11 protein-coding genes are annotated in these 14,374 nt (G+C 75.6%); 3 read left to right on the top strand and 8 right to left on the bottom strand.

From position 1 onward, the window contains the following. Positions 1-121: 121 nt before the first annotated feature. Together AB0L40_RS21215 and AB0L40_RS21210 are read right to left on the bottom strand one after the other, a co-directional pair. The gene (locus AB0L40_RS21215) at positions 122-901 is read right to left on the bottom strand and encodes a DNA-formamidopyrimidine glycosylase family protein (RefSeq protein WP_364359269.1); all 780 of its coding nucleotides are present in this window, start codon (positions 899-901) and stop codon (positions 122-124) included. A gap of 165 nt (positions 902-1,066) precedes the next feature. Continuing rightward, entirely contained in the window at positions 1,067-2,872 is a 1,806-nt protein-coding gene (locus AB0L40_RS21210) for an FAD-dependent oxidoreductase (RefSeq protein WP_364359267.1), read from the bottom strand. Positions 2,873-2,980: 108 nt separating this feature from the next. On the opposite strand from AB0L40_RS21210, the gene AB0L40_RS21205 reads away from it, so the two are divergent. Then, positions 2,981-3,526: a helix-turn-helix domain-containing protein gene (locus tag AB0L40_RS21205; RefSeq protein ID WP_364359264.1), complete on the top strand. Its 546-nt coding sequence runs from the start codon at positions 2,981-2,983 to the stop codon at positions 3,524-3,526. A gap of 207 nt (positions 3,527-3,733) precedes the next feature. Here the strand turns inward: AB0L40_RS21205 and AB0L40_RS21200 are convergent, their stop codons facing one another. The 5 genes from AB0L40_RS21200 to AB0L40_RS21180 form a co-directional block, all read right to left on the bottom strand. Further along, positions 3,734-4,504: a cobalt-precorrin-6A reductase gene (locus AB0L40_RS21200; RefSeq protein WP_364359261.1), complete on the bottom strand. Its 771-nt coding sequence runs from the start codon at positions 4,502-4,504 to the stop codon at positions 3,734-3,736. Beyond that, positions 4,501-4,893 (bottom strand): type II toxin-antitoxin system VapC family toxin, encoded by a 393-nt coding sequence (locus AB0L40_RS21195; protein WP_364359259.1) that lies wholly within the window; start codon positions 4,891-4,893, stop codon positions 4,501-4,503. Before AB0L40_RS21195 ends, AB0L40_RS21200 begins: the two co-directional genes overlap by 4 nt. Beyond that, positions 4,890-5,126 (bottom strand): type II toxin-antitoxin system Phd/YefM family antitoxin, encoded by a 237-nt coding sequence (locus AB0L40_RS21190; RefSeq protein ID WP_364359275.1) that lies wholly within the window; start codon positions 5,124-5,126, stop codon positions 4,890-4,892. The genes AB0L40_RS21195 and AB0L40_RS21190 overlap by 4 nt, the downstream gene beginning before the upstream one ends. Positions 5,127-5,171: 45 nt before the next feature. Next, positions 5,172-10,997, bottom strand: coding sequence for a DEAD/DEAH box helicase (locus AB0L40_RS21185; protein ID WP_364359256.1), 5,826 nt, complete (start codon positions 10,995-10,997; stop codon positions 5,172-5,174). A 192-nt stretch (positions 10,998-11,189) separates the two neighbouring features. Continuing rightward, the gene (locus tag AB0L40_RS21180) at positions 11,190-11,783 is read right to left on the bottom strand and encodes a hypothetical protein (RefSeq protein WP_364359253.1); all 594 of its coding nucleotides are present in this window, start codon (positions 11,781-11,783) and stop codon (positions 11,190-11,192) included. 161 nt (positions 11,784-11,944) lie between these two features. On the opposite strand from AB0L40_RS21180, the gene AB0L40_RS21175 reads away from it, so the two are divergent. Next, positions 11,945-12,910: a hypothetical protein gene (locus AB0L40_RS21175; protein ID WP_364359250.1), complete on the top strand. Its 966-nt coding sequence runs from the start codon at positions 11,945-11,947 to the stop codon at positions 12,908-12,910. Positions 12,911-12,934: 24 nt separating this feature from the next. On the opposite strand, the gene AB0L40_RS21170 is transcribed toward AB0L40_RS21175, so the two are convergent. Further along, on the bottom strand, positions 12,935-13,501 hold the full coding sequence (locus tag AB0L40_RS21170) for an NAD(P)H-dependent oxidoreductase (protein ID WP_364359247.1): 567 nt from the start codon (positions 13,499-13,501) through the stop codon (positions 12,935-12,937). A gap of 175 nt (positions 13,502-13,676) precedes the next feature. Between AB0L40_RS21170 and AB0L40_RS21165 the strand changes: the two genes are divergently transcribed. Further along, a complete protein-coding gene (locus AB0L40_RS21165; RefSeq protein ID WP_364359272.1) occupies positions 13,677-14,267 on the top strand; it encodes a helix-turn-helix domain-containing protein in 591 nt (196 codons plus the stop codon). The last annotated feature ends 107 nt before the right edge of the window (positions 14,268-14,374 follow it).

Genomic DNA, 14,374 nt, shown 5'->3' with positions numbered 1-14,374 from the left:
GGCGGGATGGTCGGCCGTCACGACGCGCGCTCCACGTCGACCGACACCGCGACGCCGTCGTGGAGGCCCCCGCCAGACGCGTTCCGGCCCCGGGCCCCCGCGGCCGACGAAGGACCGCCGTTCACGCCTGACACCCCGGGCACCAGTACGTGGGGCGGTTGTCGTCGCCCAGGCCACGCTGGACGATCGTGGTGCGGCAGCGCGGGCACGGCCGGCCGTCCCGGCCGTAGACCTGCTTCGGCCGCAGGTGCGTGCCGAGCTTCGCGGTGCGCTGGATGCGCGGCGCGGTCCAGGCGATCATCGCGACGAGGTCCTCGTCGCTCGTCGCCGAGAGCGGCTTCGTCGGGTCGACCCGCTGGGCCCAGCAGGCCTCGCACTTCCAGACGTTGCCGATGCCCGCGACCGTGCGCTGGTTCAGCAGCGCGTCGCCGACGGGCCGCGACGGGTCGTCCTGGCGCAGCCGGACGAGGATCCGCTCCGGGTCGACCTCGGCCGACACGCAGATGTCCGGCCCCAGGGCCCGCAGGCGCGGGTCGGTCGCGACCTGGTGGTGCGTGCGGAGCTCGAGGAACGGGCCGTCGAACTCGATGACGTCCTGCTCCCCGCGGCCCAGCACGAGCCACGCCCGGCGGGGCGCCCGCGGCCACTGGTCCCCGGTGCTGCGGACCGCCCACGACCCGGTCATCCGCAGGTGGCTGTGGAGCACGAGGTCGCCCACGAAGAAGATCAGGAGGTTCTTCCCCCGGGCCTCGATCCGCTCGACCGTCTGGCCGCGCAGGCGACGGTCCCAGCGCTTGGGCCGCGTCCGCTCGCTCGGCGTACCGACGCGGTCCAGCGGGCCGCCGAGGAGCACCGGCCGCAGCCGCACAGCGGCGTGGTGGATCGAGTCGCCCTCGGGCATCGCGGACGAGGCTACGCGGGGTGGCGGGTCGGCGGATGCGGGAGGGCCGCAGGTCCCGGCGCGTCCGCCCGGCTCGGCGGGCGAGGACGCCGGGGCGCCACGCGCCCGGGGTCGACCGCCGACTCCGGGCGCCCGTCGCGGCGCCGGGGGCCGGCTGCCCTCGCCTCAGTCCCCGCCGGCCTCCGCCGCCCCGGCCCCGGACGCGGCGGCCTTGCGCGCGACCGTCGCCCGCCGCGCCGGTGCGGTGCCGCCCGCCTCCAGCGCCGCCGTCGGCGCGGCCGCCAGCTCGGCGGGCCGCGATGCGGCGTCGGCCATGTCGTGGGTGGCGATGTAGGCGAACGTCGTCGCCGGGCCGAGCGTCGCGCCCGGGCCGGGGTAGGTCCGGCCCATCACCGACGCGGTGGTGTTGCCCGCGCCGTAGAGGCCCGGGATCGGCGTCCCGTCCTCGCGGACCACCCGCGCCCGCTCGTCGGTCAGGAGCCCGCCCTTGGTGCCGAGGTCGCCCGGCCAGACGCGGACGGCCCAGAACGGGGCCTTCTCCAGCGTGCCGAGGTTCGGGTTGGGGCTGACCGTCGGGTCGCCGTAGAACCGGTCGTAGGCCGTCCGCCCGCGGTCGAAGTCGTCGTCGACGCCCCGGAGCGCCATCGCGTTGAAGCGCCCGACCGTCTCGCTCAGGCCCGCCGGGTCGACGCCGATCTTCCGGGCCAGCTCGTCGAGCGTCTCGCCCCGGGTCAGGAACCCGGAGGCGATCGCGGACTTCGGCGTGATACCCGGCAGCAGCGTGGCCATCGGGTAGCGGTTGCGGTGCCGCGCGTCGACGATCAGCCAGGCCGGGATCGAGCGGCCGTCCTCGCCGAGCTCCTCGTTGCGCTCGTACATCGCGTGGCCGGTGTCGATGTAGGACGCCGACTCGTTCATGAACCGCCGCCCGGTCGTGTCGACGATGATCGAGTGCGGGAACGAGCGCTCCCAGAGGATGAACGCGGGCGTCCCGGTCGCGGGGTCCACGAGGGTCGGACCCCACCACGCGTCGTCCATCAGCGCCGTCGCCGCGCCGGCCCGGACGCCGGCCTGGATCGCGTCGCCGGTGTCGCCGGGCGGCACCGAGGTCCACTCCGTGCTGATCGGCCCGCGCTCGTGCTCCTGGCGCATCTGCAGGTTGCGGGCGAAGCCTCCGGCGGAGAGGAGAACGCCACGCTCGGCCCGGACGCGGAGCCGCCGGCCCTCGTGGTCGACGAGCGCACCGACGACCGCGCCGTCCTCGACGATCAGGTCGACGAACGGGCTCTGACGCCAGATCTGCGTGCCGCGGTCCTTGTTCAGGAGCATCAGCTGCCCGATCAGCGAGCGGCCGTTGGTCATGTTGACCTTGCCCTGCAGGCGGCCCCCGATGAACCGCCGCCCGATGACGCGCGCCGCGGTGCGGAAGCCCTTCCGGGTCTTCGCCGCGAGCGCGAAGCTGCCGACCTCGTTGGTGTACATCGGGAGGGGCGGCGTCATCGGGTTCAGCAGCAGGTGCTCCTGCCAGTCCCCGAGCCGGCGGACGTCGAACATCTCGCCCTCGATGCCGCGGCCCTCGGCCTTGCCGCCGGGGCGGTCGGGGTAGTAGTCGGAGTAGCGCAGGCCGGCGACCCAGCGGAAGCCCTGGCGGGCGAGGAACCGCACCATCTCGGGTCCGTGGTCCAGGAACGCGGCGCGGCGCTCCGGCGACGACGCGGGCCCGACGTCGCCGATGACGTCGTCCATGTACGTGCGCGCCTCCTCCCGGGAGTCCTTGACCCCGGCCGCTGCGATGACGTCGTTGTTCGGGATCCAGAGACCGCCGCCGGAGTACGCGGACGCGCCCCCGATCTTGTCGCTCTTCTCGACGACCAGCGGGCGCAGGCCGCGATCGTGCGCGACGAGCGCGGAGACGAGGCCCGCGGCCCCGGATCCCACGATCAGGACGTCGGTGGTGTGGTCGAACTCCATGTCCCTGCTCCTTGTGTCGTGCGGGCACCGGGCCGAAGTGGTCACTCGTGTCCGTTTCAGCGACCGTAGCACGCAACCGGACGCCGCTGTCCGTTTTATGCTGGTCGGGTGAGCGCCGCCCGTCCGTCCCTCCGCGCCGACGCCCGTCGCAACCGCGACGCGGTCCTCGTCGCGGCGCGCGAGGTGTTCGCCGAGCAGGGCCTCGACGCCCCGCTGGACGCCGTGGCCCGGCGGGCGGGCGTCGGCCGGGCGACGCTCTACCGGAGCTTCCCGACGCGGGAGGACCTCGTCCGCGCGAGCTTCGACGACAACCTCGAGGCCCTCGAGGCCCTGGTCGCCGAGCACGCGGACCCCGACCGCGCCTTCGAGGCGCTGCTGCGGACGACCGCCGAGCTGCAGCTGCGGGACCTGGGCTTCATCGAGCTGCTCGCCCGCCGCGGCCCCGACGACGCGATCACGCACGACATCGTCGAGCGCTTCCTCGCCGTGCTGCGCGAGCCCCTGCGGCAGGCGCAGGCCGCGGGGCTCGTCCGGGCCGACGTCGCCGAGGACGACGCGATGCTCGTCGTCGAGATGCTGGGCGCCGCGGCCCGGGGCGGAGCCGGTCGCAACGACCGCGCGCTCGCGCTGCTGCTCGACGCGCTGGCGCCCTGAGGGCGGCGCACCGGGCGGAATCCGTCCTCAGCGGACCTCGACCACCCGCTTGCCCAGCCCGTGGAGCGGAGGACGGGGGAGGCGCCGGGGGAGGTGACGACGACGGCCTTCATGGTGCGCCGGGGTCGTGGTTGCGAATCCCTCGCCCACACCGACGATTCCGCGACCACCCCCTTGGGTCGGACCGCCATCCGTATGAGCAGACGGTCAGCGGACGAGCGCCGCGCGGACCGCGGCGGCCGCATCGGCCGCCGTCGCGACGGCGGTGATGCCGGCGCCGCCGGGCGCCTCCGGCCGCCGCACGACGAGGACGGGGATCCCGCGCTCTCGGGCGGCGTCGAGCTTCCCGCGGGTCGCGTCGCCGCCGGAGTCCTTCGTCACCACGAGGTCGATCGCGTGGTCCGCGAGCAGGCGGCGCTCGTCCTCCAGGGCGTAGGGGCCGCGGGCGAGGAGCAGCTGGTGGTGCGGCGGCAGCGTCCCGTCGGGCGCCTCGATCGCGCGGATCAGGAACCACGCCCCGGCGACGCCGGCGAAGGCGGGCGCCTCCTGCCGGCCGATCGCCAGGAGGACGCGGGTGCCGAGGCCCGCGATCCGCGCGGCGGCGTCGGCGAGGTCGGCCGCGTCGTGCCAGTCGTCGCCCGGGCCCGCCGTCCAGCCCGGCCGGCGCAGCGCGACCAGCGGGACGCCGGCGGCCGCGCACGCCTCGGCGGCGTTGCGCGAGATCGCGGCGGCGAAGGGGTGGGTGGCGTCGACGACCGCCGCGATACCGTGCTCGCCGATCCAGCGGGCCAGCTCCGTCGCCCCGCCGAAGCCGCCGGTGCGGACCTCGCCCGCGACGGCGCCGGGGTCGGCGACGCGACCAGCGAGCGACGTGATCGGGCGGACCGACGGGTCGCCGTCCAGGATCGCCGCCAGCTCGCGGGCGCCGGACGTGCCGCCGAGGACGAGGACCGGCGCCGCTCGGTCGTTCGCGCTCACCAGACGGTGCGCGCGGGGTCGTGCGCCCGGAGCGCGCGGTCCTTCGTGACCAGCGCGGCCCCGAGGTGCCGCGCGGACGCGAGGATGAAGCGGTCCGCCGGATCCGCGTGCATGCCTTCGGCGCCGAGGGCCACGGCCTGCAGGGCGATGCTCGCCGTCAACGGCACCTCGACGGTACGCGGGTCGGCCGTGAGCGCCTGGCGGACCCACGACGCTACGGGGCGGTCGAGCGCGATGCGCTCCCGCTCGGCGAGCATCGCGACCTCCCACGCGCTGATCGCGCTGATGCCGATCTCCGCCGCGTCGTCGATCGCCGCCCGCGCGACGGTCGACAGCCGATCGCGATCCGCGGACCACCAGATCCAGGCGTGCGTGTCGAGCACGATCACGGCGACGTCGCGTCCCAATCGACGTCGATCGGCCGCAACAGCTCGTCCTCGTCCGTGAGGAACCGGACCGATCCGGCCAGCGGGGCCTCGTCGTCGATCGGGACGATCCGGGCGACCGGGCGACCGTGCTTGGTGACGGTCACCGGCTCGCCCGACGCCTGCACGCGGTCGAGCACGCCCAGGAGCTCAGCCTTCAACCGCGTGGCCGTATAGGAGATCTCGCCCATGACCATGGTCACCGTACCATGGTCATCTTCGGCCTCGGCGCCGACCACCGGCTACGCCCGCGCCAGGTACTTCGTCGGCGACGAGCGGAAGCCCGCGGGGATGAGCAGCGGCTCGAGCGGGTGACCGATGACCTCGATGCCGTCGATCCGCTCGAGCTGGAGGCCCTTGCGCGGGAGCGACCCGGCCTTGCCCGTCTGGACGGCCTCGACCAGGGCGGCGAAGGCGATCGGCAGGCGGGGGTCGTCGTAGGCGACGAGGACCTGCAGGGCCTTGCCCGAGCGGTCGACGTAGAGGACCGGGTCCGGGCCGACGAGGACGACGCGGGCGCCCTGGGCGCGCTGCGGGCGCGGGGCCGTGGCGGTCGAGGGGCGCTCCAGGTGGGCCGTGCGGCCGTGGCCGCCCCGGCCGCCCGCGGACGGCGCGCCACCCGGTCGGTCGCCCCCGTCCCGCTCCCGCTCGCTCCGCGGCACCGGCAGCTCGGGCCACGGTAGGAGCGTGCCGTAGGGCTGGGCGGGGTCGGTGGCGTCGAGCGTCGTCGCCGGCAGCGGGCGCCCCAGGTGGTCGAGCGCGCTGATCTCGCCGGCCGGCCCCACGGCGTCGGGGACCGACTGGCCACGGATCCGCTCGACGGCACCGGGCAGCGCGAACTGCGCGCCGCCGAGGCCCTCGACGAAGTAGCCGCGGCGGCAGACGCCGAGCGTCTCCAGGGCGCCGAAGCTGTCGTAGAGCGTCGAGAACCCGCCCGAGATCCCCTCGGCCTTCACGTGCTCGCGGGTGACGATGCCGTGACGCTCCAGCAGCAGCTCGGCGAGCGTCCGGCGGCGCAGTCCCGGGTCGACCTGGGCGCCGTCCGCGCCGACGAACAGCGGCGCGGTGAGCGAGAAGCGGCCCTGGGTCGCGGTCGCCTGGGCGCCCGTCGCGCGGGGACCGAAGCGCCGGCGACCGCCGCGGGCGGACGCCACACCCCGCGGCATCGGCGGTGCCGGCTTCTGGGCCTTCATCCCCGCGCGGCCGGCCCGCAGCGGCGCGAAGACGTCGCAGGTGACCTCGCCCGCCCAGATCAGGTCCCAGAGCGCGTCGCGCAGGTGCGCGGTGTGCTCGGGCAGCGCGCCGAGGACGTCGGAGAAGAACATCGGGCGCGTCGCGAGCAGCTGCCGGAGCGCGTCGTGGACCGGACCCGAGGGGCCGGTGAGCGGGGCGTCGGGGCCGCCGTTCGGGCCGCCGCGGCCGGGCGCCGGCCGTCCCGCGCCCGCCGGTGCCCCGGCCGCCGGCAGCGACACCGTCGGGTCGCGCACGGCCCGGCCGGTCGGCGGCCCGATCACCGCGCTGTCGTCACGGAAGTAGAACGCGACCTTGCCACGGGCCGGGCGGGTTCCCCCTCCGGAGGCGCCCGCTCCGACCCAGACGACCTCGCCCGACGCGCACAGCCCGTCGAGCCACGCCGGCGAGTAGGCGCCGAGGCGGCGCGGCAGGACCTCGTGCTCCCACAGCTCGACGGGCAGCGCCAGGCCCTGGAGCGGGACCAGGACCTCGCGCAGGCGGTCCGGGCCCGCGCCTGCGGGGCGGAAGCGGTCGACCCCCTGCCAGGTCTGCGTGAACGACACGAGCGCCCGCGGGTCGACCGGCTCGATCTCCTGCCGCAGGACCGCGAGCGACATCCGCCGCAGCCGGCGCAGGACCTCGGGGTCGCAGTGCTCCGTCTCCGTCCCGCCCGGGCGGATCTCGCCCCGCACCAGCTCGTCCTCGCGCAGCAGCTCGCGCAGGACCGGGGACGGGTCGACGCCGTAGCGGGCGTGCAGCTCGCGGTCGACGAAGGGGCCGTGCGTGGCGGCGTAGCGGACGACCAGGCGCCGCAGCGGGTCCTGGACGTCGTGCAGGAAGACCTCCGGCAGGCCGCCCGGCGGGACCGCGCCGAGCGCGTCGCGGAAGAGGCCGGCGTCGTCGGCCGCGATCCAGCGTTGCTCGGCGCCGATGCGCATCCGGATGGCGCGGCGCTGGCGCTCCAGGTCGGCGAGCCACGCGGTGGCGACCTCGCGGCGCTCGTCGAGCGTTCCGGCCTCCTCCCCGACCGCCACGCGCTCCAGGACCTCGTCGTCCGTCAGGTCGCCGACGCGGCGCAGGACCTCGGCCAGCGCGTCCGCGTTGCGGGCGCGCGTCTTCGGCGAGCGGTGCTGCAGGTCGGCCTCGAGCTGGGCGAGCGCGCCCTCGTCGAGCAGGTCGCGCAGCTCGTCCTGGCCCAGGAGCTCGCGCAGCAGGTCACGGTCCAGCGAGAGCGCGGCCGCGCGCCGCTCGGCGTTCGGCGCGTCCCCCTCGTACATGTAGGTCGCGATGTAGTCGAAGAGCAGCGAGCTGGCCATCGGCGACGCGGTGCCGGTCTCGACCTCGACGATCGTGATCTCGCGGCTCTGCAGCTTCGTCAGCAGGTCGACCAGGCCCGGCACGTCGAGGACGTCCCGCAGACACTCGCGGTAGGTCTCGAGGATGATCGGGAAGTCCGGGAACGTCTGGGCGACCTCGAGCAGCGACTGCGCCTTCAGCCGCTGCTGCCAGAGCGGCGTGCGCTGCCCGGGGCGGGCGCGTGGGATCAGCAGCGCGCGCCCGGCGTTCTCGCGGAAGCGCGCGCCGAAGAGGGCGCTCGTGCCGAGCTCGGAGACGATGAGGTCCTCAACCTCCTCGGGCTCAGGGACCAGCAGCTCGAGGACGCGGTCCCAGCCCGCGCCCATGCCGCGGCCGCCGTCGTCGGGGAGCTGGAGGCCGGAGTCGCCCGCACCGGATCCGGACCCGCCTCCGCCCTCGGCCGCCGTCCCCGTGCCGCCGTCGCCCCCGTCGCCGAACGGGTCGTCACCGCCGAACGAGACGCCCTGCCCGCCGGCGTCGTCGATGTCGGGGAGGTGGATGATGATCCCGTCGTCCGACCAGATCGCGTCGGCCTCGAGGCCCATCTCGTCGCGGATCCGCCGCGACGCCGCGAGCCCCCACGCGGCGTGGACGCGGCCGCCGTAGGGCGAGAGCAGGCAGACCCGCCAGTCGCCGATCTCGTCCTTGAAGCGCTCGATGACCAGCGTCTGGTCCGACGGGATGACGCCCGTCGCGTCCTGCTGCTCGGTCAGGAAGTCGAGGAGGTTGCGCGCCGCGAGCGGGTCGAGGTCGTAGTCGCGGACGAGCGTCGCCTCGTCCTCGTTCACGGCCCAGCGGGAGAACGCGCCGATCGCCTCGCCCAGCGCCTTCGGCCGGCCGCGCTGGTCGCCGCGCCAGAACGGCACCGCGCCCGGCGCGCCCGGCGCCGGGGTGACGACGACCTTGTCGCGGCCGATCTCCTCGATCCGCCACGTCGACGCACCCAGGAGGAACGTCTGGCCCGCGCGGGCCTCGTAGACCATCTCCTCGTCGAGCTCGCCGACGCGGCGGCCGTCGGGGAGGACCACGCGGTAGAGGCCGCGGTCGGGGATCGTGCCCGCGTTGGCGATCGCCAGGCGGCCGGCGCCCTTGCGCGGGCGGATCGTGCCGCCGACGCGGTCCCAGACCACGCGCGGCCGGAGCTCGGCGAAGTCCTGCGACGGGTAGCGCCCGTCGAGCATGTCCAGGGTGCGCTCGAAGAGCTCGCGCGGCAGCTCCGCGTAGGAATGGGTGCGGGTGACGAGCGCGTAGACGTCGTCGACGGCGATGGCCGGCTCGGCGTCCTCGTCCGTCGTGTCCGAGTCGGAGTCGACCGAGGCGGCGATCGCGACGATCTGCTGCGCGAGGACGTCTAGCGCGTTCCTCGGGACGACCGTCGGCTCGATCAACCCCTCGCGCATCCGCCGCACGACGACGGCGCACTCCAGGAGGTCCGCGCGGAACTTGGGGAAGATCCGGCCCTTGGCGGTCTCCCCGACGCCGTGACCCGCGCGGCCGATCCGCTGCAGGCCGGCCGCGACGGACTTCGGCGACTCGATCTGCAGGACGAGGTCGACCGCACCCATGTCGATGCCGAGCTCGAGCGAGCTCGTGGCCACGAGGCACGGCAGCCTGCCGGCCTTCAGGAGCTCCTCGACGACCTCACGCTCCTCGCGGCTGAGGGAGCCGTGGTGGGCGCGGGCGACCTCGACGGCGGACGGGCCCGTCGGCGCCGGGCGGTCGGCCGCGGCGTCGTCCCGTGCGGCGTGGTGGTCGCCGTGCTCACGTCGACCGGCGGCCAGGCCGGCCGCCACCGCCTCGCTGCGCAGCAGCTCGTCCTCGCCCGGCGCCGACACCCGCCGGGCCCCCTCCGCCGCGACCGAGCCGGGGAGCACCGTCGGCGGGGCCTTCCGCGGGAGCGCCGGCTGGATCCCCGCGTGGCGCTCGGGGCCGGGGAGCGTGAGCTCCTCGTCGGGGTCGTGCGTGCGCGACGCGGCCCAGGTGCCGGCGGCCGCGGTCCGCTCGGCGCGGGCGCGCAGCTCGCGCTCGCGGGCGGCGTCGTCGGCGTCGCCGTCGCCCGTGTCCTCGTCCGCCGGGATCGCCGCGTCCCCCTGCGCGATCAGCCGTCGCAGGTCGCTGTCGCGGCGCTTGCGGGCCTCGTCCGGATCCTCGTCCCACCGCGCGTCCGGATTCGCGTTCGGATCCCCCAGCCCGGCCTCGAGCGCCGCCTGCGCCAGGCGCTGCTCGGCCAGCTCGTTCAGGCGCAGGGCCAGCCGCTCGGCCGAGCGACGCGAGTTGACGAAGACGATCGTCGACCGGTGCGACTGCACGAGGTCGAGGATCTCGGGGTACATCGCCGGCCAGATCGAGTTGCGGGTGGCGCCGTGGGTCGGGTCGCCGCCCGGCTCGAGCGGGTCGTCGGCGAGCTGGACGCCGGCGGCGCCGGGGTCGAGGTCCAGGTCGTCGCCGAGGTCGTCGGGATCGGTCCCCGACGGGTCGAGCGGGTCGGTGCCGGGGCCGGTCGACCCGACGCCGTCGTCCACGCCCGCGGCCTCGTCCCGCGCCGCGACCGTCCCTGCCCCCGGCGCGAACCCGCCCTCCGGCTCCCGCGGATCCCCCGCGACGCCGCCGGTCGTGTCGTCGATGCCGTCCGTCTCGGCCCGCGGGGTCCGCGCCGGGGCCAGGTCGAGCTCCGTCATCGACTCGACCGGGACCTGGATCCGCAGGTCCATCTTCTTCTTCTCGCCGGTCTCGACGATCGCGCACGTGCGCTTCGGCCCGACGAGGAAGCGGCCGATCTCCTCGAGCGGGTTCTGCGTCGCCGAGAGCCCGATCCGCTGCATCTCCTCGCCCGACCAGGCGCCGGGTTGGTCCGCGACGCGCAGCGCCGAGAGCCGCTCGAGCGTCAGCGCCATGTGGCTGCCGCGCTTCGTCCCGGCGACGGCGTGGATCTCGTCGATGATCACCGACTCGACGCCCGTGAGCATCTCCCGCGCGCCCGACGTGAGCATCAGGAACAGCGACTCGGGCGTCGTGATCAGGACGTCCGGCGGGCGACGACGCATCGCGGCGCGCTCGCGCTGGGGCGTGTCGCCGGTGCGCAGGGCGACCTTGATCGCGTCGCGGTCGCGGCCCTTCTCGGCCCGCAGCGACCCGTCCCGCGCGCGGTCGTCGCCCAGCAGCGAGGCCTGGCCGGTCGCGGCCGCGATCCCGGCCAGCGGCGCGCGCAGGTTGCGGTCGACGTCGTGCGACAGCGCCTTCAGCGGCGAGACGTAGAGCAGGCGGACGCGCTTCTGCTTCTCCGGCAGGGGGTTGGCCGCCAGCCGGTCGAGCCCGTAGAGGAACGCAGCGAGCGTCTTCCCCGAGCCCGTCGGCGCGGAGATCAGCACGTGCTCCCCGGCCGCGATCAGCGGCCAGGCCTGCGTCTGGACCTGCGTGGGGCCGTCGAACGCCCGGGTGAACCAGTCGGCGACGGCGGGGGTGAAGACGTCGAGCGCCACGGGCTCCCGAGACTACGCGAGCGAACGGGTGTTCGGTTGCGGACGCACGCCCGTGACCTCCCCGTTGCGGGATCGGCACGAACCGTCGCACCGCCGGCGGAATCCGCGGGCGGCCGACCGCCCGGGGCCCGCCGGGCCGAACGCCGGGACGGACGGCGCGGACCCCGCCCGCCGCTTCAGGACCCCGCCGCCTCAGGACCCCCGGCCCCGAAGCACGTCCCGCTCGCCCATCCCCGCGTACCGCTCGCCGCCGAGCCGGGCGAGCCCCTCGTCCAGCCGCGCGGCCCAGTCGCCGCGCGACGCGAACGGCATCCGGTGGGTCCACGGCGCCGGCTCGTCCGTGGTGCGCAGCCGGCGCAGCGGCGCCGAGCCCGCGTCGGGCTCGGGGTCGTGGAACGCCATCAGGACCCGGATCACCCGCTCGCCGCCGGGCCCGTCGGCCGTCCGTGCCCGTCGCCGCGACCGCAGCACCGACAGGCCGACGCCGGAGAGCTCCTCCCACCCGGCGTGCCAGGTCGCCGCGCCGGCGTCCCACGTCACGCCCTGCTCGTCGACGACGAACCGCGCATCCCGGGCGGCGTTCGCGGCGACGGTGAGCAGGAGCCCCGCGAGCAGGAGGAGGACGCCCACGAGCAGGGAGAGCACGAGCACCGCACCACCCGCAGCCGCGACCCCGCCGACGACGGCGACCGCGCCGAGGACGAGGCACGTGACCGAGCCGACGCGGAGCCGCGGCCCCGTGTAGCGGCCGACCTCGAGGACGACGGGCTCGGCGGTCGATGGCACGCCCGCGAACCTACCGGCGACCGACGGCGGTCGCGTGCCCCGCGCCGGAGCCTCCGGTCAGAGCGCGGGAACACGCCAGACGTGCGCCTGCAGCGTCATCCGACGGCCGGGGCGCCTGACAGGGTCCCGCGGCACCGAAGCATCACCCCGCTAGGAGTCCCATGACCTCGTCCCGTCGCCCAGCCCGCCGGCTCCTCCGGCGCCTCGCCGCCTGCGCGCCCCTGCTGCTCGCGCCCGTCCTCCTCCCGGCCGCCGCGTCGGCCGACGACACGCAGGCCAACACGTGGTCGGGCGGGTCCCTCGACGCCGCCCGCGGCGCGGGGAGCCGGGCGATCTACCCGCGGCGCGGGGCGCTCGTGTCGCTGATCACCGGCGCGCCGAAGGCCCGGATGAACGTCACCTTCGAGGACCCGCGCTGCGGCGTGTCGGTCGCGATCCCCGCCGCCCGGTCGGCCATCGCCCCCGGCGGGCAGGGCTTCTACCAGGCGGTCACCGCGCACGGCAGGAAGACGCGGCGCTACGCGTCGCGGTACGGCACGACGAAGCTCACGGCGACGGTCGACCTCGCGCCGTCGAGCCCGGGCGTCCTCGCCGGCACGCTGCAGGTCGACGGCGTGGCCCGCGACACGCGCAGGCCGATCACCTGCCGGATCTCGGTCCCGGTCGTCGTCCGCTCGCACCAGTCCCTGCTCGCGCCGCTGGCCCCCGGCCCGATCGGTCCGTCCAGCCCGCGGACCGGCCTCGTCGACGTGACGATCGGCGCCCGCGTCCCCGGATCGATCGCCATCACCCGCCGCGCCGACGGGCGGTCGCAGGCGATCTGGACCTTCCGCTACCGCTGCCGCGTCGGCTCGAGGCGCATCACGTCGGACGGCTACGAGACGTCGAAGCGCTTCGCGGTCCGATCCAACGGCTCGTTCCGCGGGGTCGAGCGCCGCACGCTTCGCGGCCGGTACCGCGGCCACGCCTACGTCTTCCGCTACTCCGGGGTGCTCTCGGGCCGCATCGGCAGCGACGGCATCGCGCGCGGGCGGGTCCGCGACACCACCACGAGGGTCTTCCCCGACGGGAAGTACCTCACCGAGCGCTGCGACACCGGCAGCCGGAGGTTCGTGGCGGCGCCGTAGCGCCGCCACCGACGGCCCCCCGGCTCAGGCGGCGACGGGCTGCTTGGCCGCGTCCGCGACCTGCTGCACGACGACGGCGAGCTTCTCGGTGATCTCCGCGTCCTGGCTCGGGTGGCGCTCGGCGAAGCGGATGACCGACTCGGCGACGGAGAGCTGGACGTCGGCCAGGACGGCCGCGCCGGCGATCCCGGCGGACTTGCGGGCCTCGTCCTGCGCCCAGACGCCGCCGTACTGGCCGTAGGCGGTGCCGACGACGGCGAGCGGCTTGCCGACGAAGACGCCGGAGCCCATCGGGCGCGACGCCCAGTCGATGGCGTTCTTCAGGACGGCCGGGATGGTGCCGTTGTACTCGGGCGAGAAGAGCAGGAACGCGTCGGAGCGCTCGGCGGCGTCGCGGAAGCGGACGGCGGACGCCGGGACGCCCGACGGGGTGTCGATGTCCTCGTTGTAGAACGGGATGTCGGCGAGGCCCTCGTAGATCTCGATCTCGACGCCCTCGGGCGCCAGGGCGACGGCGGCCTCGGCGAGCTGGCGGTTGTGGGAGCCGGCGCGGAGGCTGCCGACGAGGGCGAGGATGCGGACGGTGGACATGGTGGACTCCAAGGGGTTCGGGATGACGGGGACCGGGGTAAACGGACCGCGGTCCGATACGGAAGTTGTACCACGAATACGGACCGTGGTCCACTTTCCCCCGGTCCGGTAGGATGGAGACGTGGCCTCCTCTCCGCCCACCCCGCTGACGGTCCTGCCGTCCACGTCGCTGCCGATGGTCGCCGTGGTCGAGACCGAGCGCGCCGACGCCGCGCGCAACCGCCGCCGCCTGCTCGAGGCCGCACGTCAGCTCGTGGCCGAGGTCGGCGCGAGCCAGGTCACGATGGAGGCCGTCGCCGCGGCCGCGCAGGTCGGCAAGGGCACCGTCTTCCGGCGCTTCGGCGACCGCGTGGGCCTGATGATCGCCCTCCTGGACCTCTCCGAGCGCGAGAACCAGGAGGCCTTCATGTTCGGGCCGCCGCCGCTCGGCCCGGGCGCCGCGCCCGCGGAGCGCCTGATCGCGTTCGGCGAGCAGCGGATGCGCTTCGCCGCCGAGCACAAGGACGTCCTGCTCGCGGCCGAGGCCTGCGGGTCGCGCCGCTACGAGCACCCCGCGCGCGCCGTGCTGGTCCTCCACGTCTCGAGCCTGCTGCGCGAGGCCCGCGTCGACGGTGACGTCGAGCTCCTGACGGAGACGCTGCTCGGCTACCTCGACGTCGCGCTGCTCCAGCACCTGCGCGAGACGCGCGGCCTCGCCGACGAGCGCATGAGCGCCGGCTGGGCCGACCTCGTGCGCCGCGTGCTGCCGGGCCCCGCCGCGGCGTAGCCGCGGGGCCGGCTCAGATCGCGTCCGGGTTGCAGGCTGCGCCGGTCAGGTCCGCCATCCCCGAGCTCTTCCACTTCTGGCAGAAGAGCTGCTTGTTCTCCGTCGCG

Origin of the sequence: Patulibacter sp. NPDC049589 (assembly GCF_040675535.1) — a bacterium.
In the GTDB taxonomy this organism is placed as follows: Bacteria; Actinomycetota; Thermoleophilia; order Solirubrobacterales; family Solirubrobacteraceae; genus Patulibacter.
This window is presented reverse-complemented; position numbering and strand designations above follow the sequence as displayed.